This is a genomic window from Pantoea sp. ICBG 828 (assembly GCF_002928355.1).
Taxonomy (GTDB): Bacteria; Pseudomonadota; Gammaproteobacteria; order Enterobacterales; family Enterobacteriaceae; genus Pantoea; species Pantoea dispersa.
In genome coordinates, this window is sequence record NZ_POWN01000002.1 from 678,001 (window position 1) to 701,271 (window position 23,271).

17 protein-coding genes and 2 pseudogenes are annotated in these 23,271 nt (G+C 55.9%); 10 read left to right on the plus strand and 9 right to left on the minus strand.

Features of this window, described 5'->3' with window-relative positions; all coding sequences use genetic code 11:
* Window positions 1-7: 7 nt before the first annotated feature.
* Both C1Y43_RS07645 and hpxD read right to left on the minus strand, forming a co-directional pair.
* The gene (locus C1Y43_RS07645) at window positions 8-970 is read right to left on the minus strand and encodes a PDR/VanB family oxidoreductase (RefSeq protein WP_104187741.1); all 963 of its coding nucleotides are present in this window, start codon (window positions 968-970) and stop codon (window positions 8-10) included.
* A 10-nt stretch (window positions 971-980) separates the two neighbouring features.
* Window positions 981-2,012, minus strand: coding sequence for a molybdenum cofactor-independent xanthine hydroxylase subunit HpxD (hpxD, locus tag C1Y43_RS07650; protein ID WP_058781371.1), 1,032 nt, complete (start codon window positions 2,010-2,012; stop codon window positions 981-983).
* Window positions 2,013-2,149: 137 nt separating this feature from the next.
* Here hpxD and C1Y43_RS07655 point away from each other — a divergent pair, with 137 nt between their 5' ends.
* Window positions 2,150-3,076 (plus strand): LysR family transcriptional regulator, encoded by a 927-nt coding sequence (locus tag C1Y43_RS07655; RefSeq protein WP_021508717.1) that lies wholly within the window; start codon window positions 2,150-2,152, stop codon window positions 3,074-3,076.
* A 6-nt stretch (window positions 3,077-3,082) separates the two neighbouring features.
* Here the strand turns inward: C1Y43_RS07655 and C1Y43_RS07660 are convergent, their stop codons facing one another.
* The 3 genes from C1Y43_RS07660 to C1Y43_RS07670 all read right to left on the minus strand — a co-directional run bounded on the left by C1Y43_RS07660 (window position 3,083) and on the right by C1Y43_RS07670 (window position 5,704).
* Window positions 3,083-4,408 (minus strand): MFS transporter, encoded by a 1,326-nt coding sequence (locus C1Y43_RS07660; protein ID WP_168714980.1) that lies wholly within the window; start codon window positions 4,406-4,408, stop codon window positions 3,083-3,085.
* Between the two features lie 268 nt (window positions 4,409-4,676).
* A complete protein-coding gene (gene map / locus C1Y43_RS07665; protein ID WP_104187743.1) occupies window positions 4,677-5,462 on the minus strand; it encodes a type I methionyl aminopeptidase in 786 nt (261 codons plus the stop codon).
* Window positions 5,459-5,704 (minus strand): ParD-like family protein, encoded by a 246-nt coding sequence (locus C1Y43_RS07670; RefSeq protein WP_010615787.1) that lies wholly within the window; start codon window positions 5,702-5,704, stop codon window positions 5,459-5,461. The genes map and C1Y43_RS07670 overlap by 4 nt, the downstream gene beginning before the upstream one ends.
* Window positions 5,705-5,995: 291 nt before the next feature.
* Here C1Y43_RS07670 and C1Y43_RS07675 point away from each other — a divergent pair, with 291 nt between their 5' ends.
* From C1Y43_RS07675 to C1Y43_RS24305, 8 genes are all read left to right on the plus strand, one after another.
* On the plus strand, window positions 5,996-7,219 hold the full coding sequence (locus C1Y43_RS07675) for a nitrate regulatory protein (RefSeq protein ID WP_021508714.1): 1,224 nt from the start codon (window positions 5,996-5,998) through the stop codon (window positions 7,217-7,219).
* A 262-nt stretch (window positions 7,220-7,481) separates the two neighbouring features.
* The gene (locus tag C1Y43_RS07680; protein WP_104187745.1) at window positions 7,482-8,744 is read left to right on the plus strand and encodes a CmpA/NrtA family ABC transporter substrate-binding protein; all 1,263 of its coding nucleotides are present in this window, start codon (window positions 7,482-7,484) and stop codon (window positions 8,742-8,744) included.
* Window positions 8,744-9,616: a nitrate ABC transporter permease gene (gene ntrB, locus C1Y43_RS07685; protein WP_021508712.1), complete on the plus strand. Its 873-nt coding sequence runs from the start codon at window positions 8,744-8,746 to the stop codon at window positions 9,614-9,616. The genes C1Y43_RS07680 and ntrB overlap by 1 nt, the downstream gene beginning before the upstream one ends.
* Before the next feature lie 10 nt (window positions 9,617-9,626).
* Window positions 9,627-10,415, plus strand: a complete 789-nt coding sequence (locus C1Y43_RS07690) for an ABC transporter ATP-binding protein (protein WP_058781374.1) — start codon at window positions 9,627-9,629, stop codon at window positions 10,413-10,415.
* 10 nt (window positions 10,416-10,425) lie between these two features.
* Window positions 10,426-14,499, plus strand: a complete 4,074-nt coding sequence (gene nirB, locus C1Y43_RS07695) for a nitrite reductase large subunit NirB (protein WP_104187747.1) — start codon at window positions 10,426-10,428, stop codon at window positions 14,497-14,499.
* Entirely contained in the window at window positions 14,496-17,117 is a 2,622-nt protein-coding gene (locus C1Y43_RS07700; protein ID WP_021508709.1) for a nitrate reductase, read from the plus strand. Before nirB ends, C1Y43_RS07700 begins: the two co-directional genes overlap by 4 nt.
* Complete coding sequence (cobA, locus tag C1Y43_RS07705; protein WP_104187748.1) at window positions 17,114-17,944, plus strand: uroporphyrinogen-III C-methyltransferase; 831 nt, start codon at window positions 17,114-17,116, stop codon at window positions 17,942-17,944. The genes C1Y43_RS07700 and cobA overlap by 4 nt, the downstream gene beginning before the upstream one ends.
* An 847-nt stretch (window positions 17,945-18,791) precedes the next feature.
* On the plus strand, window positions 18,792-19,073 hold the full coding sequence (locus C1Y43_RS24305; protein WP_058775716.1) for a DnaT-like ssDNA-binding domain-containing protein: 282 nt from the start codon (window positions 18,792-18,794) through the stop codon (window positions 19,071-19,073).
* Between the two features lie 268 nt (window positions 19,074-19,341).
* Here C1Y43_RS24305 and C1Y43_RS07720 read toward each other — a convergent pair.
* The 4 genes and pseudogenes from C1Y43_RS07720 to C1Y43_RS07735 all read right to left on the minus strand — a co-directional run.
* Window positions 19,342-19,872, minus strand: a pseudogene (locus C1Y43_RS07720) (LysR substrate-binding domain-containing protein); the annotation flags it as partial.
* A pseudogene (locus C1Y43_RS07725) lies at window positions 19,869-20,141 on the minus strand (S24 family peptidase); the annotation flags it as partial. The pseudogenes C1Y43_RS07720 and C1Y43_RS07725, both read right to left, overlap by 4 nt.
* A gap of 408 nt (window positions 20,142-20,549) precedes the next feature.
* A complete protein-coding gene (locus tag C1Y43_RS07730; protein WP_081049456.1) occupies window positions 20,550-21,299 on the minus strand; it encodes an HD domain-containing protein in 750 nt (249 codons plus the stop codon).
* 30 nt (window positions 21,300-21,329) lie between these two features.
* Window positions 21,330-22,028 carry a DJ-1/PfpI family protein gene (locus tag C1Y43_RS07735; RefSeq protein ID WP_072208567.1) on the minus strand — a complete coding sequence of 233 codons (699 nt, stop codon included), beginning with the start codon at window positions 22,026-22,028 and terminating at the stop codon, window positions 21,330-21,332.
* Between the two features lie 89 nt (window positions 22,029-22,117).
* Here C1Y43_RS07735 and C1Y43_RS07740 point away from each other — a divergent pair, with 89 nt between their 5' ends.
* On the plus strand, window positions 22,118-23,047 hold the full coding sequence (locus tag C1Y43_RS07740) for a GlxA family transcriptional regulator (RefSeq protein ID WP_104187750.1): 930 nt from the start codon (window positions 22,118-22,120) through the stop codon (window positions 23,045-23,047).
* The last annotated feature ends 224 nt before the right edge of the window (window positions 23,048-23,271 follow it).

Sequence of the window (23,271 nt, forward strand, 5' to 3'; positions counted from 1 at the left end):
GCGCGCCCTAGAGATCAATCACCAGTTCCGCCGACTTGCTGCGCGAGCAGCACAAGGCGATGTACTGCTCCGGGGCGCTTTTTTCGCTGTCAGACTGCACGGTATCGCGGTGATCGATCTCTCCGGCGGTGACCCGCGTCAGGCAGGCGCCGCACATGCCCATCTCGCAGGAGAGCGGAACGTCGACGCCATGCTCCAGCAGCACCGTGGCAATGGTTTTGTCAGGTGGAATGGTACATTGCTGCCCACTGCGTGCCAGCGTCACGGTAAAGCCCTCTTCCGCGCCAGCCGTGCGGGCGACAGGTTTGAACGCTTCAGCGTGAATATTGGCGCTATCCCAGCCGCGCGCCAGCGCCTGCTGCTGCATGTGCGTCATAAACCCTTCCGGCCCGCACAGGTACAGATGCGTGTCGGCGGCAGCATCAAGCAGTTCCGCCGGTGGATAATCACGGGCGCTGCGGCCTTCGCTGCTGTACCAGATTTCACAAAATCCATGCTGAAAACGCTGCGCCAGTTCGGCGGCAAAAGCTTCATCACCGCGCTGGCGGACAAAGTAATGCAGCACAAAAGGCACGGCGGCGGCCTCCAGCGCCAGCGCCATGGCGTATAGCGGCGTAATGCCAATTCCGGCCGCCAGCAAAATGACTTTAGCGGCCGGTTGCAGAGGAAACAGGTTGCGCGGTGGCGAAATCGCAATCGTCTGGCCGGGGCGCAGCGTGTCGTGCACGTAGCGCGAGCCCCCGCGTGATTGCCCGTCGCGGGCAATACAGATTTGATAGCCGCGCGCGTCATCGCAGCGTCCGGTCAGTGAGTACTGACGTATCAGACCATCACGCAGGTGGACATCAATGTGCGCACCCGGTTGCCAGTCCGGCAGCGGCTGGCCATTTTCCGCCACCAGCGTGACGCTGAGATTGTGACGGCCCTGACGATACAGGCCATCCACCACCACATTCAGCAGATCACTCATCGTTGCCTCCTTACACCAGGAAAAATTCGCCGAAGCCCATGCGCTTCAGGCCGCGACGATAAGCAATGGAGCTGCGATCGGCCGGAATATGCGCTTCCAGAGCGAGGTCGAGCGGCAAACGCTCCGGCTGCTGGGTTTCCACCATCAGGCGGTCTTCTTCGAATACGCGCTGATTGAAGGCGTGCACCTCTTCGACCGGGATGTGCAGGTCAAAATTACGCGCGATGGGCGCAAACATGCGCGTTTTGCGCGCCGACACCGGCGACGCGGCATTCATGATCACCAGGCGCGATTCGCCGGGGAAATGAATGGTCAGCGTGGCGGTAAACGGCAGATGCATCTCGAAATGACGCAGCCAGCTAAATCCTTCCGGCGCCTGCTGCGGACTGTCAGCGGCAAAGTTACTCACTGAGCTCCAGTAATCCACGGCAAAACCGGTCTCGGTTTCGACCGGGTTATAGGCAGGTACTACCTGGTTGTTGGGATCGGCGAAGGTTTCCGTGTGCACCCAGGCGAAGTGCGCCACATCCAGAAAACCTTCCACCTGGCGTCCGGCAAAGCCGTTGACGTCAAAACCGGGACAGTTGATCTGTTGAAAACCAGCATCATCCCAGTGCGGCATGGTGGGCAGCGGCGCGGGCTGGTCAGCATCCGGCGCGAGGCACACCCAAATCAACCCAAAGCGCTCTTCCACCGCGTAACTGATCAAATTGAGTTTGGCCGGAATCGGCTGGTCGGGGCTGGACGGGATGCGATTGCAGCGGCCACCGGCACCGAAGCGCAAGCCGTGATAAGGGCAGACAATACCCTCTTCATCATGAAAACCCAGCGTCAGCGGGACGCCACGATGCGGGCAAACGTCGCGTGCCGCTACCACCTGACCCTGCAGACGATACAGCACCAGCTGCTCGTCAAGCAGCACCGCTTTGGTCGGTGCGCCGGCGATATCACAGGAACGGGCAACCGGATGCCACTGTCGCGCCAGACGCAGCCAGTCATCAGGTTCAAACGTGCAGTGTGCGGGAGGCGTAATGTTATTCATGCTGTTGTCCTGTCAGGTGCTCACACAAGGCGAAATAGAAGGCTTCATTTTTGTCAGGACATTGTTAATATGCTTGCCTGTGCAAATCCATCAGCAAGAATGCAGCCAGGTGTTGCAAAAAACCGTACAGGTGAGCAATGAGCCCGTTTTCCCGCTTTGCCGTCTATTTTGCCGAAGTGGCGCGCAGCGGCAGTTTGCGCAAAGCCGCTGAGCAGCTGCACGTTTCCGCTTCTGCCATTAACCGGCAGATTCTGCAGGCGGAAGAGAGTTTTGGTACGCCGCTGTTTGAGCGTTTGCCGGAAGGGCTGCGCATGACCACCGCCGGAGAATTGCTGTATGACGATGTGATGCGCTGGCAGCGTGAGTTTCGCGTCACGCGGCAGCGCTTTGATGATATTCAGGGGCTGAAGCGCGGTAACGTAACGGCCGGGCTGGTGCAGTCGCTGACTAAAGGCAGCGTGGCAGACGCCATCGCCGATATCGCACGCCAGCATCAGTGGCTGCGGCTGGAGCTGACGGTGGACAACAGCCACCGCATCAGCCAGATGATTCGCCAGTCGGAAATCGATTTTGGCCTGATTCTCGATCCCGCCGGGCAGAGCGGACTGGAAGTGCTGGCGTTTGCCGAACTGGAGATGGGCGTGGTGATGGCCGCCGACCATCCGCTTAGCACGAGGCCTCTGCTGTCGCTCAGCGAACTCAGTCATGAGCGACACATTGTGCCTGGTGCCGCGCTGGTGGTCCATGAACGTGTCGATGCGCTGTACCGCAAGCAGGGCCTGGCGCCGGAAAACATTATCGCCTGTAATGACATCCGCCTGATTCGCAGCCTGATTGCGCAGGGCACCGGCATCAGCGTGCTGAGCCTGCTGGACGTGATGACCGAGGTGCAGGAGAACCAGCTCTGCTTTGTACCGCTCAGGCACAGCGTGATGCGACCGCTGACCCTGGCGCTGTGTACTGCGCCGTCGCGCCAGCTGTCGCGGGCGGCGCAGATGGTGATTCAGCGCATGACTGAGGTGATAGAGGCGATGGCCAGTGTCAGGCCCGCAGGCGGGCCGTAATCACGTTCAGTGCCCGGTTTCGGCATGCGGTGCGCGGGTTTTGCTGGCACCGGCACCGCCCGATGGACGGGCGATAATAATACCGAGAATACCGCCGGCAATCAGCGCCATCGCCACAATCAGCAATCCTGAGTGATAACTTTGCGTCGCATCTTTCATTTTTCCCAGCAGCGGCGGTAAACCCAGTCCGACAAAGTTTGCCACCGTATTGATAAAGGCAATCGATGCCGCAGCGGCTACGCCAGCTAATTTTTCTGTGGTCACGGCCCAGAATATTGGCGTCAGGGCAAAGTTAAGCCCGACGGTCAAGACCAGCAAAATATAGGCGAGCAGCAGGCTGCCCGAATAAATCGCGCCGGTTAATGCCAGGCCCGATAAAATTAATGGCAAACCCATATGCCAGGCGCGTTCACCGCTACGATCGGAATGGCGTCCGTTTAAATACATAAATACGCAGGCCATCACAAAGGGCAGGGCGGATAACAGGCTGATAATAAAATTGCTCTGCTCTGCGGCCATGCTTTTAATAATCAACGGCATGAACAGCGTAATGCCGATGGAACCGAACGCCTGTAAAAACCACACCAGACTAAGCAATAACACCGTACGATCTTTTAATGCCTGCAGCCAGGAGTGGTTCTTATTCAGGGTAACACCCAGATTGTCCTGTTCGAGGCGCTGACGCAGCCAGTGTTTTTGCGGTGTAGTTAACCAGACAGCATCGTCGGGCTTATCGGGTAAGCGCCACAGCACCAGACAACCAAGCACCACTGCGGGAATGCCTTCCAGCGCGAAAAGCCAGCGCCAGCCTGCGATATCGGCAATGCCATGCATATTGAGAATGGCACCGGAAATGGGCAGACCAATAATCGACGCGCTCACCGATCCCATATAAAAGAAAGACATTGCCCGTGCGCGGTTACTTTTAGGGAACCAGCAGGAAATATAATAGATAATACCCGGCGCAAAACCGGCTTCGGCCATACCGAGTAAAAAACGCATCACATATAACTGATTGGCGCTATGAACCAGCGCCATGCCGGTACTGACAATACCCCAGGTAATCATAATGCGCGCTATCCAGCGCCGGGCGCCGACTTTGGTCATAATGACATTGCTGGGAATTTCAAACAGAATGTAGGAAATATAGAACATGCCGACACCGAGGCCGTACATGCTGGTGGTAAGCCCGAGATCGGCATTCATTTGCAGCGCAGCGATAGAGATATTGGTTTTATCGAGATTAGCGACAAAATAACAGATCACGATAAACGGGATGATGCGCTTATTTAATTGACTCAACGTAGAACCAGAAACATCGGAACTTATCATATCCACCTCGTCACGCAGCATTACGCCACTCCGCGCCGGCAGACGGGCGCAAGGGTAGCGATGTCATGAATGATCTGTTTCGCTTGCTAAGCAATAAATGAAGTGCAGCCGAAAATAAAAATCATTTTATTTCGGCCACGCGGCAGCATTAACTATGCCGATAGTGATGTTGCACATGAGCGATATAAATCGTCATGAGTAAGCAGTGTAGTACAATCTATTTTGATTGTACTACAATAGAGATCACAGATTGGACGATTGGCAGATGTTAAACGATCGCGGCGTAATCACCGGTCCCCTCCGGCCAGGGTGTGAGCAAGTCGAAGCCGGTATCCGTGACGGCAACAGTGTGCTCCCACTGCGCGGACAGGGAGCGATCTTTGGTCACCACCGTCCAGCCATCGGACAGCACGCTGGTGCCCGCTTTACCGGCGTTAATCATGGGCTCAAGGGTAAAAATCATGCCAGCCTGCAGCGCCAGCCCCTGGCCCGGCGTGCCGTAATGCAGGATTTGTGGATCGCCGTGGTAGATCTCGCCAACGCCGTGACCGCAATACTCGCGTACCACGGAAAACCCGGCCTTTTCGGCGACCTGCTGAATAGCCGCACCGATATCGCCCAGCGTTGCACCGGGTTTCACCACCCGAATGCCTGCCACCATTGATTCATACGTCACGTCAACCAGGCGCTTAGCGCGTACCGAAGGCTGACCGACGAAATACATGCGGCTGGTGTCGCCGTACCAGCCGTCTTTGATGACCGCCACGTCGATATTGACGACGTCGCCGTCTTTGAGCTTTTTCTCGCCCGGAATCCCGTGGCACACCACGTGATTAACCGAGGTGCAAACGGTACGGGTGTAACCCTGATAGCCAATGTTAGCCGGAATGACCTTTAGCTCATTGACAATATAGTCATGACAGCGGCGATCCAGTTCATCGGTGGTAACGCCGGGTTTCACCCAGGGCGCGATCATCTCCAAAACTTTGGCGGCGGCGTGACCGGCGGCGCGCGCCCGTTCAATCTCTTCAGCGGTATGCAGTTTAATACTCATTGCGCGATTCCCTGCGGAATAAAGGAAGGTTGGTCAAGCAGCTGCGCCAGTTCAGCGCCGCCATCACGTTCGACCCGCATCAGCAGGCGTGTCAGTTCCTGATGGCTGAGCTGCGGATAAAGTTCGGCCAGCATGCCGATTTTCATCCAGTGCTCCGCCTGCGCGTTGATCGAACGACTGAGCGCCGTGCTGGCGATGCGCAGATTCTCATGCATTAAATCCGAAATTTTGACGATACCCATGGCTGGCCTTTATATGAAACGTATATGCTATGTATATAGCATATCCACAACGGCATGATTTGCAAGCTCAGATTTTCAGCTGTGCGTAAATTTGCGAAATTTGTCAGAGAATCAAATACATTGTTTAGACCACTACGTTCTCGTCTCCACGCGGACCGGGATACTTTTTGGTCATAGAAAGATTTTTATGACCGGGCAGCCGCTGCGATTCTCGTGAAGAGAAATGAGGTGATACGAAAACGGCACGGCTTTTGCTTGACTCACTTTTTGGCATCAAAGGGTGGGGGAGCAATGGATGACGCACTGAGTTGGTTACAGGCCTCAAGGCAAAGCGATATTGCCAGCCTGCAACGCCTTCGCCAGACCGGCAAACTCATTACCACCGTCAGCGAGCTGGTGCATCAGCTTCAGCGCGAGCGGGGGGCGAGCAATCTGTGGATATGTTCAGAAGGCAGGCTTTACGGCGAGCAGCGGCTCGCCAGTGAGCAGGATGTGACGCGCTGCCAACGGGATTTTTGCCAGGCCTTACCCAGGGTTGAAGCCCAGCCGGGATACAGCCGCTTCTGCAACCTGATCGCCGCCGCGCTGCAGGCCCTGGCCGGATTACCGGCGTTGCGCCAGCAGATTACGCAACAGCAGATCGCGCACGCGCAGGCCGTTGCGGCGTTCAGTACCATTATCCGTAGCTTACTGAACCTGGTTTTTGAGGCCGCCGACACCGCCAGCCATCCTGACATTACCCGCGCGCTCATTGCGCTGTTCAGCTTTATGCAGGGCAAAGAGCTGACGGGACAGGAGCGCGCCCTGGGAGCGGCCGGCTTTGCTGCCGGACAATTCAGCGCGGAGCAGCGCAGCGCCATGGTGGCCTTAATTGAAGCACAGGAACAAAGCTTTTCGACCTTCCAGCAGTTTGCCGATGAGGCGGTTTTACACCACTGGCAGCCGCTGGCGCAGGCCAGTCGTGAAATTGAACGACTGCGACGCATTGCCTGTACCGACGGTCGGCGGGACGACAGTGGCGCGCTGCACTGGTTTTCGCTGCTGTCACAGCGCATCGACCAAATGAAATTGCTGGAGGATCGGCTGTCAGCCACGCTGATGTTGCGCTGCCGCGAGGCGATCGCACTGGCACAGCATCAGGCAGCTGAACCTCTGCATGTGGCGCAGTCGGGCTGCGATTTTACATTATATGTCTCCGGGGTGGACTGGCTGCCCACCGAGTCCGGTGCGCTGAACAGCGACGGGCTGGCACCCCAGCTGGGTCGTTCACTGCTGTCGTTGATCACGGAGCAGTCTCAGCGTTTACAGCATCAGGCCAATGAGCTGGCCACCCTGCGCGCCACGCTGGAAGAGCGCAAACTGCTCGACCAGGCCAAAACCTGGCTGATGCAGCAGCATGGGCTGAGTGAAGAGCACGCCTGGCAACGGCTGCGTAAAAGCGCGATGGATCAGAATAAACGGCTACCGGAAATCGCCCAGGCGATCGTCACGGTGGCAGCCACAATGAAGAGATAACTCTAAAGCGTTAGCTGCACAATGCTTGTGCGTATTCTGCGTCAAAAACGTGCAAAATCGGTTAAAAAACCAGCCCGGGGAAAGCCCTGATCGCCACGCGCAGGGCCGTTTCAAAGCTGGCATGCAGTTTGCTTTACCCTATTAAGTGTATGCATTAGCTTTGCCAACGGCGGTAAAGCGAGTGCTTTTGGATAAAGGCGTCCATCTCCCTGTGAAAGCAGTGGAGAGGACGCCTTTTTTTATTTCCTGAGGGTGGCAAAAAATGAGCAAATCGCCAGTTTCACTGTCTCGACGTCAACTGCTGTTATCCAGCGCCGCCGCTGGCGGGCTGTGGCTGTTGCCGGGATTGCGCAACGCCGTATGGGCGGCGGGTTCCGATGCGCCAGAAAAAGCCACCGTGCGGGTGGGATTTATTCCACTGACCGACTGTGCGCCGGTCGTCATGGCCTCGGTGAAAGGCTTCGACAAAAAATATGGTCTGACGCTACAGCCCAGTAAAGAAGCCAGTTGGGCAGCCGTCCGCGACAAACTGATCTCCGGTGAGCTCGATGCAGCACACGTCCTGTACAGCATGATCTATGGCCTACAACTGGGCGTTGCCGGTCCTCAGCATGCGATGGCGAACCTGATGACGCTCAATAACAATGGCCAGGCAATCTCCCTGTCGAACCAGCTTAAAGCGCAAAAAGTCACCGATGCCGCCAGCCTGAAAAAGACCATCGACAGCAAGGCCAAAGGCAGTCTCACCTTTGCGCATACCTTTCCGACCAGTACCCACGCGATGTGGCTCTACTACTGGCTGGCGAATGCCGGTATCAATCCATTTGATGACGTGCGCACTGTCGTCGTGCCGCCGCCGCAGATGGTGATGAATATGAAGATTGGCAATATGAGCGGCTTCTGTGTGGGCGAGCCGTGGAATCAGCGCGCCATCAGTGATGATATTGGTTTTACCGTCGCTACCAGTCAGCAGATTTGGCCCGATCACCCCGAAAAAATTCTTGGCACCCGCGCCGCGTGGGTGAAAGAGAACCCCAATACGGCGCGCGCGCTGACGGCGGCTGTCCTGGAGGCGGCACGCTGGATCGATGCCTCCGATGATAACCGCCGCGAAACGGCGCAGGTGCTGGCCGGACGCGCCTGGATCAACACCAAACCTGAGATTCTGCAGGGTCGCATGCTCGGCCAGTACGAAAACGGGCTGGGACACAAATGGCAAGACCCGCATGCGATGCGCTTCTTCCATGACGGCAGCGTCAGTTTCCCGTATCTGTCCGATGGCATGTGGTTCCTCACCCAGCTTAAGCGCTGGGGAATGCTGACCGAGGATCCGGACTATCTGGGCGTCGCAAAGCAGATCAACCGAATTGATATCTACAAACAGGCAGCGAGCGCCGTCGGCAACATCACGTTGCCCGGCAGTGAGATGCGCAGCAGCACCCTGATCGACGGCAAGGTGTGGGATGGCACGAATCCTGCCGTTTACGCCGCCAGCTTTGCCATTAACCACAAAGAGAGGTCGTGATGAAAAGCCAGACTCGCTCCCTGACGCAGCCTGAGACGCTGCCCACCCGGGCCACGGTGGTGCCCCTTCAGGTCACGCCAAAAAAGATGCGCTCGCCTGCGCGCCTGCGTCCGTTTTTGCAGCGTGCCATTCCCGCGCTGTGCGGTGTGATGCTTCTGCTTCTGATCTGGCAGATCGCGGCCCTTTCCAGCAAAGGCTTTCCCGGCCCGTACGCCACCTGGGAAGCGGCGAAAATCCTGTTCGCAGATCCGTTCTATAACAACGGCCCTAACGATCAGGGCATCGGCTGGAATGTGCTGGCCTCGCTGCAGCGCGTCGCTATCGGCTTTGGCCTGGCCGCGCTGGTGGGGATTCCCGCAGGCTTTCTGCTGGGGCGTTTTGCCTTTGTGGCACGCATGTTCAATCCGGTTATCGCGCTACTGCGTCCGGTCAGCCCGCTGGCCTGGCTGCCTATCGGCCTGCTGCTGTTCCAGCGCGCCGAACCGGCCTCCAGCTGGACCATTTTTATCTGTTCTATCTGGCCGATGATTATTAATACCGCCGAAGGTGTACAGCGCATTCCACAGGATTACCTCAATGTGGCGCGCGTGCTGCAACTGTCGGAATGGACCATCCTGCGCCGCATCCTGTTTCCCGCCGTTCTGCCTGCGGTGCTGACCGGGGTCCGCCTGTCGATTGGTATCGCCTGGCTGGTGATCGTGGCTGCCGAAATGCTGACGGGAGGCCTGGGGATCGGCTTCTGGATCTGGAACGAGTGGAACAACCTCAATGTTGAAAACATCCTGATTGCCATTTTGCTGATTGGCGTCGTCGGCCTGCTACTGGAGCAGGGACTGATGCTGCTGGCGCGTCGCTTTAGCTGGGATAAATAAGGGGAACACTATGCAACCTATCATTCGTGTACAGCAGGTCAGCCAGCGTTTTACCACTTCCGGCGGCGATTTTCTGGCGCTCGATAATGTCAGCTTTGATATTCATCAGGGGGAAACCCTGAGCCTGATCGGCCACTCCGGCTGTGGTAAATCCACGCTGCTCAACCTGATCGCCGGTTTAACCCGACCTACCAGCGGCGTCCTGTTATGCGATAACCGCGAAGTCACCGGCCCCGGCCCTGAGCGCGCCGTTGTGTTTCAAAACCACTCGCTGTTGCCCTGGCTGACGGCGTTTCAGAACGTTGAGCTGGCGGTAGAGCAGGTGTTTAAAGGCAAGATGAACAAGGCGGAAATGCGTGACTGGATCGAGCACAACCTGAACCAGGTGCAAATGAGTCATGCCATGCATAAACGCCCCGGCGAGATCTCCGGCGGCATGAAGCAGCGTGTCGGTATCGCCCGCGCGCTGGCAATGAAACCTCGCGTGCTGCTGCTCGACGAACCCTTCGGTGCGCTGGATGCCTTAACGCGCGCGCATCTGCAGGACAGCGTCATGCGCATCCAGCAGGCGCTGAACACCACCATCGTCCTGATTACCCATGATGTGGATGAAGCCGTGTTGCTGTCCGATCGGGTACTGATGATGACCAACGGTCCGGCGGCGCAGGTGGGCGATATCCTGACGATCGACCTGGTCCGGCCGCGTTCACGCGTGGCGCTGGCGGATGACGTGCGTTATCACCAGCTGCGCCAGAAAGTGCTGCATTTTCTCTACGAAAAACAGACTTCGGCGGCATAAGGACGACACCATGAGACAACGGCTGCTGGTTGCGGGTAACGGGATGGCGGGCATGCACATGGTAGAAACTCTGTTGCAGCTGGCGCCGATGCGTTACGACATCACTGTGATTGGCCGTGAGCCGCACGGCAACTATAACCGTGTGCTGTTGTCGCCGCTGCTGGCCGGAGAAACCACCGTTGAGCAAACGCTGATCCACGACCCTGACTGGTATCACCGTCACGGCATAACATTGCGGGTGGGAGAGACGGTGGAACAGGTGAATATTGCTGAGCGGACCTTACGCACCGACCAGCGCCTGCTGCACTGGGACCGCCTGGTACTGGCGACCGGATCGCAGCCCTGCAGGCCGTCTGTTCCAGGCAGCGACCTGCCGCATGTCAGCACGTTTCGCACGCTGCAGGATGTGAACACTTTGCTGGCCGGGCACGGTCCGGTAGTGGTGGTCGGTGGGGGCTATCTGGGTATTGAAGCCGCCGCCGGACTTCAGGCGCAGGGACGTCAGGTCACGCTGATTCATCGTCAGTCACGTTTGCTGGACAGACAGCTGGATATCAGGGCAGGGGAATTACTGCTGGCTCAGCTCCGGGCGCGCGGCATTCGCTGTGAACTGAATGCCAGCCTTGCGGCGATCCGCACGGATAGCGTGATCCTCCACGATGGCCGTGTGCTGGCGGCGCAGCAGGTGGTGATGGCCATTGGTGTCCAGCCGGCGATCGCCCTGGCGCAGGCCGCCGGTATTCCCTGTCAGCGCGGCATTCTGGTGGATCGCCAGTTGCGCACTGCGCACGCCGGAATTTATGCCGTAGGCGAATGTTGTGAAATCAGCGGCGAGACCTTCGGTCTGGTCGCGCCCTGTCTGGCCCAGGCAAAGATTCTGGCGGCGCAACTGGCCGATCGGCCTCAGGGAGGTTTCTACAGTGCGGCCACGGGCACCCGTCTCAAAGTCAGCGGCATTTCCCTGTTTAGCGCTGGTGACGTTCGCGAAGCCCCGTCTGTCACCAGTTTTGACCCGATCGCCGGGCACTATCGCCGCCTGTTCCTCAAAGACGGCCGACTGAACGGCGTGCTGCTGTATGGCGACTGCCAGCAAAGTGGCGCGCTGCTGAACCAACTCCATAATGCCGGACCGGTTTCTGTGAATACGCTGTTCGGCCTTGATGAACCTGAAACGCAGCCGCTGGCTGCAGGAAACCCTGTGATGAGCCAAACGAAACCTGTATTAGCCGTGGTGGGTCACGGCATGGTCAGCCACCATTTTCTGGAGCAGCTGGTCGCCCGTAACCTGCATCAGCATTATCACATTGTGGTCTACGGCGAAGAGCGCTATCAGGCTTACGATCGGGTTCACCTTTCTGAGTATTTCACCGGTAAAACGGCAACAGAGTTGTCGCTGGTGAGCGAGGATTTTTTTGCCCGGAACGCAATTGAACTGCGCAGCGGTTGCCGGGTAGAGGCGATCGATCGCCAGCAGCGCAGCCTGCGTGACAGCGCGGGACGTGAGCTGGCCTGGGATAAGCTGGTGTTGGCCACCGGCTCCCGCGCCTTTGTACCACCGGTACCCGGCCATGACGCCGGGCGCTGCTTTGTCTACCGCACGCTGGACGATCTGGATGCCATCGCAGCTTGTGCCCGCCAGAGTCAGCGCGGCGTGGTGATCGGCGGCGGGCTGCTGGGGCTGGAAGCCGCCAATGCGCTGAAGCAGCTGGGGCTGGAGACGCACGTGGTTGAGTTTGCGCCGCGCCTGATGGCCGTGCAACTGGATGACGGCGGGGCGCTGATGCTGCGGCAAAAGATCGACTCGCTGGGCGTGACGGTGCATACCTCGAAGCAGACCGAACAGATTGCCACCCAGCCTGACGGCAGTCTGGTGCTGCACTTTGCCGATGGCGGCGAGCTGGCCACCGATCTGGTGCTGTTCTCTGCCGGTATCCGCCCGCGTGATGAGCTGGCCCGGAGCGCCGACATCAGCGTGGGGCCGCGCGGCGGCATTACCATCAATGATCAATGCCAGACGAGTGACAGCGACATTTATGCTATCGGCGAATGCGCGTTGTGGAACGGGCAGATTTTTGGCCTGGTAGCGCCTGGCTACCAGATGGCGCGTGTGCTGGCCGGGCATCTGGCGGCCGAACCGGCGCAGTTCACCGGTGCCGACATGAGCACTAAACTGAAGCTGCTGGGCGTAGAAGTCGCCTCCTTTGGCGATGCGCACGGCAAAACGCCGGGCAGCCTGAGCTACCACTGGGCCAACGGGCCAAAAGGCATTTACAAGAAGATCGTGGTTAGCGCCGACAATGCACGACTGCTGGGCGGCGTGCTGGTGGGAGACAGCAGCGACTATGCCACGCTCCTGCAAATGATGTTAAACGCCATGCCGCTGCCGACGGCAGCGGAAGCGCTGATTTTGCCTGCGTTGAATGGCGCGCCGGCCAAAGGGTTGGGCGTCGCTGCGCTGCCGGACAGTGCCCAGGTGTGTTCCTGCCATAACGTCAGTAAAGGCGATATCTGCCATGCGGTGCAGAGTGGCTGTGGCGATATGGCCAGTATAAAAAGCTGCACTAAAGCCGCAACAGGCTGTGGCGGCTGCGCCGCGCTGGTAAAACAGGTGATGGAGCTTCAGCTGGAAAACCTGGGCGTCGCTGTTAAAAAAGACATCTGTGAGCACTTCGCCTATTCCCGTCAGGAGCTGTATCACCTGATCCGTATTAATGGCATCAAAACCTTTGACGATCTGCTGGCCAGCCACGGACGGGGTTGTGGTTGCGAGGTATGCAAACCGCTGGTGGGGTCGCTACTGGCCTCGTGCTGGAACGATTACCTGCTGAAACCGGCACATTTACCGTTACAGGACACGAATGACCGTTACTTTGCCAATATCCAGAAAGATGGCACCTATTCGGTCGTACCGCGCGTGCCGGGGGGCGAGATCACGCCACAGGGCCTGATTGCCATCGGCGAAGTGGCCGTGCGTTACGATCTCTATACCAAAATTACCGGCGGCCAGCGTATCGATCTGTTTGGTGCGCGTCTGGACCAGCTGCCTGCTATCTGGGAAACCCTGCTGGAAGCCGGTTTTGAAACCGGTCATGCCTACGGAAAATCCCTACGTACGGTGAAATCCTGCGTCGGCTCGACATGGTGCCGTTATGGCGTGCAGGATTCTACCGCCTTCGCCATCGCGCTGGAGAACCGGTATAAGAGTCTGCGCGCACCGCATAAGATCAAGATGGCGGTGTCCGGCTGCACCCGCGAATGTGCGGAAGCACAAAGTAAAGATATCGGGGTCATCGCCACGGAAAACGGCTGGAACCTGTACGTCTGCGGCAATGGCGGCATGAAGCCGCGCCATGCGGAACTGTTTGCCAGCGATCTGGACGATGACACGCTAATCCAGTACGTCGACCGGATTCTGATGTTCTACGTGCGCACGGCGGATCGCCTGCAGCGTACCAGCGTCTGGATGGATAACATGGAGGGCGGGCTGGACTACCTGCGTGAGGTGGTGATTCATGACAGCCTGGGGATCGCCGCCACGCTGGAACAGGAAATGCAACAGGTGGTGGACACCTGGCAATGCGAATGGCAGACCACGCTGGCCGATCCCTCGCGACGTGCGCTGTTTACCGCCACAGTGAACAGCGATCAGCCGGATGAAACGCTGCACTATGCACGCGTGCGCGGACAGCGCCAGCCACACAAGGCTAGTGGTATTCCCCTGATGCATCTGCCCGCCGAACCCTGGAGCGAAATCTGCCCACTGGAGGCCATTCCGCCAGAGGCCGGCATCGGAGCCCGTCTTGGCAGCGTCCGTATTGCCTTATTCCGCATGGGTGATGACTGTTATGCGCTGGAGGATCGTGAGCCGGGCAGCGAAGCCAGCGTACTGTCACGCGGTATCCTTGGTGATGTTGCGGGGGAGCCGGTGGTGATCTCGCCGCTTTACAAACAGCGTGTACGCCTGCGTGACGGACAGAGCCTTGATAATCCCCAGCATCAGCTGCGTTGCTGGCCGGTTAAACTGGAGGACGGCCAGGTCTGGGTCGCAAACCGTCCGCTTAACCTGATGGCGCAGGCATCATGAAAACTACCTGCGCTTATTGCGGGGTGGGCTGCGGCGTCGAGGTCACGCAGCCGCAGAGCGCGTCGCCTCAGGTCAGTGGCGATACCCGTCATCCGGCGAATGCCGGGCGGCTATGCGTAAAGGGCGCGGCACTGGGCGAAACCCTGACACAGGCCGGACGGTTGCTGCATCCTCAGCTTCATCACCAGCGGGTCAGCATGGAGACGGCACTGGATGCCGCGGCTGATGGTTTGCGCAGGATTATCGATGCGCATGGCCCGGAGGCGGTGGCTTTCTACGGTTCCGGCCAGTTGCTCACGGAAGATTACTATGTGGCGAACAAGCTGATGAAAGGCTTTCTCGGCGTCGCCAACATCGATACCAATTCACGCCTGTGTATGGCCTCCGCGGTGACAGGCTATAAACGGGCATTTGGGGCGGATGCCGTACCGTGCTGTTACGAGGATCTGGATGAGGCCGAGGTAGTCATTCTTGTCGGCTCGAACGCCGCCTGGGCCCATCCGGTGCTGTTTCAGCGCCTAAAACAGGCAAAAGTGCAGCGCCCTGAGATGCAGGTTGTGGTTATCGATCCGCGCCGCACGGCCAGTTGTGAATTCGCCGATCTGCATTTACCGCTCCGGCCGGGCAGCGATCCGGCCCTGTTCTCGGGCCTGCTGCACTGGCTGGAACAGCATGACGGCATTGACGTCACGATGCTGCCGCATCTGGACGGTGTAGACACAACCTTACGGGCCGCGCGGCAGTGGGATGGTGCGGCGGTGGCAGCCCATTGTGATATCAGCCATGAAGTGATCGCCGCGTTCTACGGGTTGTTTACCCGGCATGAGCGCGTACTGACCTTATGGTGCATGGGCATTAACCAGTCACAAAGCGGCAGTGACAACAACAATGCTATTCTCAATGCGCACCTGCTGAGCGGCAAGATTGGCCGACCCGGCTGCGGCCCGTTTTCGCTGACCGGACAGCCGAATGCGATGGGCGGGCGGGAAGTAGGGGGGCTGGCCAACCAACTGGCGGCGCATATGAGTTTCACCGCAGAAGATTGCGACCGTTTACAGCGTTTCTGGCGCAGTCCGCGTATGGCGCGTGAGCCCGGCCTGACGGCGGTTGATCTGTTTGACGCCATTGACCGTGGAGCAATCAAAGCTGTGTGGATTATGGGCACCAATCCGGCGGTTTCGATGCCAGAAGGCAATCGCATTGCCCGGGCGCTGGCTGCCTGTCCGCTGGTAATTGTGTCAGACGTGCTGGCGCAAACGGATACCACCGCCTTTGCGCATATTTTGCTACCCGCGCAGGGCTGGGGGGAAAAGAACGGCACCGTGACCAATTCTGAACGCCGGATTTCCCGTCAGCGCGCGTTTATGCCTCCGGCCGGAGAAGCTAAACCGGACTGGTGGTTACTCGCGCAGGTCGCCCAGCGTCTGGGCTTTCATGAAGGCTTTACCTGGACGCATCCGGCAGCCATCTTCCGCGAGCATGCGGCGTTGTCGGGGTTTGAGAACAACGGCCAGCGCGCCTTTGATATCAGCGGTCTGGCCGGTATGAGCGACGCACAGTGGGATGCGATGAAGCCGGTACAGTGGCCAATCAACGCTCGTTATCCCGAGGGCTGCGCCCGGCTGTTTAGCGACCGGCACTTTTACCATCCTGATGGTAAAGCCCGCCTGTTGCCACCGGCCACGCCGCAGCCAGTGGTGTGCGAAACGGCTTACCCGTTATTAATGAACAGCGGACGGATCCGCGATCAGTGGCACACCATGACGCGTACCGGCCTGGTTCCCCGGCTCATGCAGCATTGTGATGAGCCATTTGCAGCCCTGCATCCGCAGGACGCACAACGCTATGGCCTGTGCGCGGGCGCACTGGCACGGGTGCAGTCCGACGCGGGCTGGGTGACGGTGCGTGTGACGCTGGACAGCGGTCTGCGGCGCGGTGAGATCTTTGTCCCTATGCACTGGAACCGACAGTTCAGCCTGCAGGGCACGGTTGGCGGACTGGTGGCTTCAACCCGCTGTCCAGTCTCGGCACAGCCTGCATTTAAACAAACCGCTGTGCGTATCCACCCGCTCAACGCCAGCTGGCAGGGCTGGCTCTGGCAGCGCGACGCAAGCCCGCCTGATGCGCTGCGCTACTGGGCGCGAACACCCTATGAGGGCGTGCAACGCTTTAGCGTGGCTGGAGACGGTTCACCAGAACAGTGGCTCATGGCAACGATCCCGCTGGCCGGGCTGCAACTGCAAACCGCTCATGCGGCGGAACCGCATTACCGCCTGCTGGCCTGGCGTAACGGTGAGCTGCACCTGGTCTTTTATGCAGGCGCGTCTTTACCCGAGATCAATCATGACTGGGTTGCGCAGGCTTTTCGCCAGGCACCTGTGAATGCGGCGGACCGGCATGCTCTGCTGGCGGGACAATCGGCACAACGTGCCGTGGCTGGCCGGACGATCTGTAGCTGCTTTGGCGTTGGGGAAAACACCATCTTACAGGCGATTAAACAGGGCTGTCACAGCACTCAGGCACTGGGTAACGCACTCAACTGTGGTACCAACTGCGGCTCCTGCCTGCCGGAGCTAAAACACCTTTTGCTTTCCGTTGCTGTACCGGAGGAAGAATGATGATTGCGATCAATCCTTTAGATAAACTGCTGGCGCCGGACAACGCGTCCAGCCCTGGCAAAGTCTGGCTGGTAGGGGCCGGACCGGGGGATGTGGAACTACTGACAGTCAAGGCGCTGCGCCTGCTGCAACGTGCGGATGTCGTGGTCTATGATCGCCTGGTCAGCGAAGCGGTGATGGCGGAAGTCGCCAGCAGCGCACTCTGTATCGACGTAGGTAAACAGCCGGGCCATCACGGCCTGAAGCAGGCACAGATTAATCAACTGCTGGTGGACCTGGCTGCCAGCGGGCGCAATGTCGTACGTTTAAAAGGCGGCGATCCCTTTATCTTTGGCCGTGGCGGTGAAGAGATGGTCAGTCTGCAACAGGCGAATATTGTCTGCGAAGTGGTGCCCGGCATTACCGCCGCCGTGGGCTGTGCGGCTGCCAGCGGCATTCCACTGACGCACCGTGACTGTGCCCAGTCATTGCGCTTTATCACCGGACACGGGCGCAGCGGCGAGCCGCAGTTGGATGCGGCGGCGCTGACCGCAACCAATCAGACGCTGGTGTTTTACATGGGGTTAAGCTGGAGCAGCGTGATTAGCGCCCGGTTACGGGAATATGGCCGCAGTGAGGCAACGCCGGTGGCGATCATTGAGAACGGTACGCGTCAGAACCAGCGGGTGCTGATCACCACGCTGGCCGGGTTGCCTGAAACTGTTGAGCAGCAAAAACCGGTGTCGCCGTCGTTACTGATTGTGGGCGATGTGGTGCGCTATTACCGGGCTGATCGAGTCGCAGCGCATGGGGAGGAGTTGGCGTTAAGTGATAGTGCAGTGCAGTGATGCTTAACGTGCCGAAGGAAGGGACACGGTTTTTACGGCTGGGGGATGAGACGGTCGCAAAAGCATTATCGGCGAATATGTTAGTGAGAGCCCCTACCTTAAGCGCCTTTCACATGAAACTGATGCCTGACAGTTACCTCACTCAGACATTTTTCTTAAGATTTTACCCTGAATAAACGCTATCGCTGCATTACACAATCGGCAATCTGTCGGACACTGAGATACGTTTGCATGGTATCCAGAACGCTTCATCACAACCTGACATTGACCACTGCCAGTCGCGCCATACTTTTTTCTTCTCAGTCCAGGTAAACTTTATTCTGGCTGGTATAGGCTGGCCGAAATCTGTCCGAATAGAGGCCGAAAAAATTCTAACTGTCTGATTATAAAGAGATGCTTTGATTAGTATTGCTACCATTCATAAGCTGGTGGTTAGCGCATATCTCTTTGAATTTACTAGATTAAATGTGCGTTTTTTAACAAATATGCTATGTATATAGCATATCCACAACGGCATGATTTGCAAGGTCAGATTTTCAGCTGTGCGTAAATTTGCGGAATTTGTCCGTAATTGCCTATGCCTCATACCAGTACGTACTCATCGCCACGGGGGTCAGGATACTTCGGTGTCATGGAGAGATTAACCGCTGTGTAAACACCTCATCCTAATGCGCTTCATATAACCTTCCCGATAAACTGCGGATCTCATGGAAAGTGGGCGGGTTGTCCGCCTCATCCAGACCGCAGCGGGTTCGCGCGCGTAAATGCCTGCGTCAGATTTTCCGGGCGTACCGGACCGGGTCTCCGCTCTGCTACTACCCCAGAATTACCTGAAAATAAATTTGTTATGTTTGACGGGTGGCAGCCTTCAGCAACGTTTAGTGACACCGCCAATCGTATAGATATTAAGATTTCAGCTGCACCTGACAGGCTGCAGCTGGCTGATTTCGTGAATTACTGGAAAGCAGAAAGCGTGGCGTACTACCAGAGTCAGTGGGAATTGAAACTGGCACGCTATATTGAAAAGGGGCGCAAACACCTTTCCTCTAAGCGCTCCAGAGAAAGACGAGACTGCATGCTGGTATCTGGGATGGATTATGAAATACCTGAAGGGTTCAGGGGAGGGTAGGGGAGCTTTACAGATTCATCTGCTGATTTTGGAAACTTTTGGGTGTCAGTCTGGCCAGTGCAGGCGCCGGCAGAAATGCTCACCGTCCTCGCTGCCATCAATGCCGGTCAGGTCCAGGGACATTTCGTCAATGGAATACTGCTCAGCGCGGGGCGTAGCTCTTCCGGGGTGGTCATTATGCGCTGCGACATACTTTGGCGTAAGTGCAATGGATAATCTATTTAAATTTCAAAAGCATTTGAGAGTCGATACATTGTCTACTGAGGTGTCACATAATTTCATTTATCCAGTCTGCAAATGCGCTTACGGCAGGGGAAAGGAATTTCTGATGTGGGTAAAGTAAGTTGACCGGGACTGATGACGGCTGCCAGTCGGCCAGCACTTCAACCAGTGCTCCCTTCTGAAGGTGCTCTGATACAACGCTCTCAGCAAGCTGGGCAAGCCAGAAACCTTCCAGACACATTTTTATATAGAGTCCCGTCTCGTTAACGGCTGCCTGACCGCTGACCGATACAGAAAGCGCTTCCGTCCCCTGGACAAAACGTAACTCGCTGGTACGCCGGGCCTGCCCGGAAAAGTAGTGTATAGCCCGATGATTTGATAAATCTCCAGGAGAACGGGGGATCCCGTACTCCCTGAGATAGTCCGGAGAGGCGCAGGTTATCCAGCGGAACTTCCCCAGTGGACGGGCAACAAGCGTGGAGTTTAGTAGCTCACCTGTTCTGATCACGCAGTCGACTCCCTCCTGTACGAGATCGACCTGCCGGTCACTCACGCCTATCATCAGGTAAATATCCGGTCAACCACCATGACGTCGCCGTCGCAGAGGCCCAGGTCCCGCATGCTGTTGCCGCTGGCGCGCACGAAGAAGGTTGATGCACGCCGGCGGATGCACAGTTCGTTCAGATCAAGTTCTTTCTCGACGTAATCCTGCGCAGGGGCGGGAAAGCCGGCGGCGCACGGATCGGCATAAAGCGGCACCCGGACCCGGGGCGTAAAAATGGGTGGCCAGAGGAGCGTCAGGCCGGCGGTACAGCTACTGGGTTCATGATCTGATGCCCTTGCCATGCTGCAGTGTGACTGCGAAAGAGCTGAGTAAATCGCGCATAAAATTCCTCCTGTTATTTTACTGTTCATGCATACAGTATTGTTGGGGCGGAATTATCTGGCAAGAGGGATTGAAACGGTTGGTGCAGAAGCGAAGCCATCTGACTGACTCGCCGGGAGATTTTTTATTAAGGTCAGCATGGCAGATACAGAACGGCGCCACTATGCTCAGCTCAGGGCCGGGAGACATGGAGAGCCGGGCTGTATCTTTAGAGCCCGGCTCTTTGTGGCCGGGCAGGTTTTGTTAAAATCCAGAATTAAGCGTAATCTGCGTTATCGGTTCATTCCGGCGTAGGTGAATGACGCTCTTTCGACACGACCGCTGCTCCTTGCGTAAACGCTGTGTTATAACAGGCAATAAAAGGTTTGTTATCTATTAAAAGGATAGTTTGGTTTAATATCGCAATAGTTAACTGTTGGGAAGCCTTCTACCATTTTTACTCCAATATCTTTTTCAAAGGAAAGATAGGCAGTATGAGGTTTTTTTCTCAAAACATTAGCAACGAGTTCGATAAAGTGCGTTTTGTTTCCATTTTGCGGAAATTCCTCAAATACTTCTTCAAAGAATGACAAGGGGAAAATATTTGCATTCATCCCCCCATCCATAAAAGCACCTAAATGGACAAGCGCAATCTCTGGCCTTTTTCGTTCCGGCAATTCCATTGTTGCATGTAAAGCGATTGCATCCCAGATAACTTCTGCTTTTTCCTCAGGGAATTTGTTATCGACTAAGTACTGCCGTGCCGCATCAGCTCCATCCAGTTCGAATCTGGCATCTTTGATGAACTTTTCGGTAAGCCCCAGGTCGTGCATTATACAACCTAAATAAAGCATTTCTTCATCAAAAGCTTTACCAAGTTTTTTTCCAATAGAAGCTGCGAATAAATATGTTCTTACAACATGATTGAAAAGGGGAGCTGATGAGCATGAAGCAACAAGCTCAGTAGCCCCATCAGTGAAGCGTGTATGGGGTATAGTAACCCCTGCCAATGTTGCTGGCAATTCGCCGTTGAATCTGGAAAGAGGTATGGCTTGGGTAGTCTTACCCATTGCTTTGAACATTGGCGCAGATGCACACAGCACACAACAACATGATGAAATAAATTCTCTACGATTCATAAAAGATCTTCATATCCACTAATTAAAGAGTCAGGAATGCATTGTTTTGCTAATTTTTCTGGCAGCATTTTCTAAAATATGCAAACGCTCGCTTACTCTTGTGGCTGATGCTTCTTTTAGTTTGGCAGCAATCCAGGCTGGGGCTGTCTCAGGACGTCCAGCTTCATAGGGGGGATGTGGTGCATATTCCAGCCCCAGCTGAACTTGCATGGCTGCATCTTCACCGCAAAGCTCTCCAATCAATACCAGAGCAAAATCAATACCTGCGGTAACGCCTCCACCCGTTATGACATCTCCATCTTTTACCACTCGGCCTTCGTCCGGTATCGCGCCAAACAAGCTGAGCTGATCACGCCATGCCCAATGGCAGGCTGCTCTCTTTCCTGAGAGTAAACCGGCAGCGCCGAGTATTAATGAACCAGAACAAACAGAGGTTATATAAGATGCTGTATGAGCCAGTTTTACTATTGATTCCATATATCTATCGTTCTCAATAGCATCCGTACATCCACTTCCACCTGGAACACACAGTATGTCACATTCTTTCTCATACATGAGATCCCTGAGCCCTGTGAAATGCATGCCGTCAGCATAAACATTTTCACCGTCTACTGATGCGAGAATTGTTTCGAACTGAGGTGTACGGGAAAAGAACTGGTAAGGACCAGTGAAATCAAGCTGCGTTACGCCGTTATAGATTGGAATCAATACTTTGAAGAAATTAGACATGATGAATCCCTAAGATTGTAATGGCCTGAAATGAGCCTACCATCTATAGTGGTGGCCAAAATGACATTAATCATTCAAAAAAGGACATTATGAACATAGGTTTTTACATCTTTGATGATTTTCAACTTTTAGATCTTAGTGGGCCATTGGCTGCTTTTCAGTTCGTGAGCTTCACGGGGCATCATATTGTTTATAAACAACATGTTTTATCCATGAGGGGTGGTGCTGTTACGTGTACAGCTGGATTCTCAATTGAATCTCAAAAACTCTACCCGGAGCAATCCTTCGATTTACTGTTGGTTGTAGGAGGTCAGGGAGGCCGGAATATCTCAAGAGATAGCCAGGAAGGTAGAGCGCTGAAGAAAGCCTGCCTATCCAGTAAAAGTTTTGGCAGTATCTGCACAGGAGCTTTTGTCCTCGCTGAGTTGGGTCTTCTGGATGGGAAAACCGCTACTACTCACTGGAAATATAGGCATATTTTTAGTGATTTATACCCTGATGTAGTACTATCCACTGATGCTCTGTTCGTGAAAGATGGTGGCGTTTGGACATCAGCAGGAATATCCAGCGGTATCGATCTCGCGCTTGCGATAATTGAGGATAATCTTGGCACTGCAGTCTCATTAAAAGTTGCTCAGGAACTTGTTGTCGCGCAGCGCCGCACAGGGGGACAATCGCAATTTTCACCTGTTTTATTTTTAGAACCTCAGTCATCAAAAATTAAAGCTGTTTTGAATTATATTCATACGCATTTAGATCATGACTTGCGAGTTGAAAGTTTAGCTGAGGTTGCTTGCCTTAGCTCAAGGCAACTCACCAGGCTTTTTACTAAAGAAACAGGTGAAACCATTGCCAAAGCGGTTGAAAAAATTCGTCTGGATTCAGCAAAGTCTCTTCTGGAAACATCAGGGCTTTCCGTAGAAAAAGTTTCCAGATGCTGCGGGTTCGGTAACTCAGCCAGAATGAGAAGGGCTTTTCAACGGCATTATAAAAAACTCCCTCAAGCCTTCAGGAATTGAAATGACAGCCCGCATTGTAATTGTAAGAATATTCAAGAGTAAATGTTTTTTCCCAAGCGGCGGTTTGGTTATTTAAACGCGCCTCATAGCGCAGAATTGAATCGCCACGGCTTTAACAGACACCTCGGAGTCATTTAAGATGGCTTAAAGAGAGGTGCCCATGAGCGGTAAGCGTTATCCCGAAGAGTTTAAAATCGAAGCAGTCAAACAGGTTGTTGATCGCG

Coding starts and splice junctions, on each gene's coding strand:
- C1Y43_RS07645 (WP_104187741.1), bottom strand. CDS start 970: ATGAGTGATCTGCTGAATGTGGTGGTGGATGGCCTGTATCGTCAGGGC.
- hpxD (WP_058781371.1), bottom strand. CDS start 2,012: ATGAATAACATTACGCCTCCCGCACACTGCACGTTTGAACCTGATGAC.
- C1Y43_RS07655 (WP_021508717.1), top strand. CDS start 2,150: ATGAGCCCGTTTTCCCGCTTTGCCGTCTATTTTGCCGAAGTGGCGCGC.
- C1Y43_RS07660 (WP_168714980.1), bottom strand. CDS start 4,408: ATGATAAGTTCCGATGTTTCTGGTTCTACGTTGAGTCAATTAAATAAG.
- map (WP_104187743.1), bottom strand. CDS start 5,462: ATGAGTATTAAACTGCATACCGCTGAAGAGATTGAACGGGCGCGCGCC.
- C1Y43_RS07670 (WP_010615787.1), bottom strand. CDS start 5,704: ATGGGTATCGTCAAAATTTCGGATTTAATGCATGAGAATCTGCGCATC.
- C1Y43_RS07675 (WP_021508714.1), top strand. CDS start 5,996: ATGGATGACGCACTGAGTTGGTTACAGGCCTCAAGGCAAAGCGATATT.
- C1Y43_RS07680 (WP_104187745.1), top strand. CDS start 7,482: ATGAGCAAATCGCCAGTTTCACTGTCTCGACGTCAACTGCTGTTATCC.
- ntrB (WP_021508712.1), top strand. CDS start 8,744: ATGAAAAGCCAGACTCGCTCCCTGACGCAGCCTGAGACGCTGCCCACC.
- C1Y43_RS07690 (WP_058781374.1), top strand. CDS start 9,627: ATGCAACCTATCATTCGTGTACAGCAGGTCAGCCAGCGTTTTACCACT.
- nirB (WP_104187747.1), top strand. CDS start 10,426: ATGAGACAACGGCTGCTGGTTGCGGGTAACGGGATGGCGGGCATGCAC.
- C1Y43_RS07700 (WP_021508709.1), top strand. CDS start 14,496: ATGAAAACTACCTGCGCTTATTGCGGGGTGGGCTGCGGCGTCGAGGTC.
- cobA (WP_104187748.1), top strand. CDS start 17,114: ATGATGATTGCGATCAATCCTTTAGATAAACTGCTGGCGCCGGACAAC.
- C1Y43_RS24305 (WP_058775716.1), top strand. CDS start 18,792: ATGTTTGACGGGTGGCAGCCTTCAGCAACGTTTAGTGACACCGCCAAT.
- C1Y43_RS07730 (WP_081049456.1), bottom strand. CDS start 21,299: ATGAATCGTAGAGAATTTATTTCATCATGTTGTTGTGTGCTGTGTGCA.
- C1Y43_RS07735 (WP_072208567.1), bottom strand. CDS start 22,028: ATGTCTAATTTCTTCAAAGTATTGATTCCAATCTATAACGGCGTAACG.
- C1Y43_RS07740 (WP_104187750.1), top strand. CDS start 22,118: ATGAACATAGGTTTTTACATCTTTGATGATTTTCAACTTTTAGATCTT.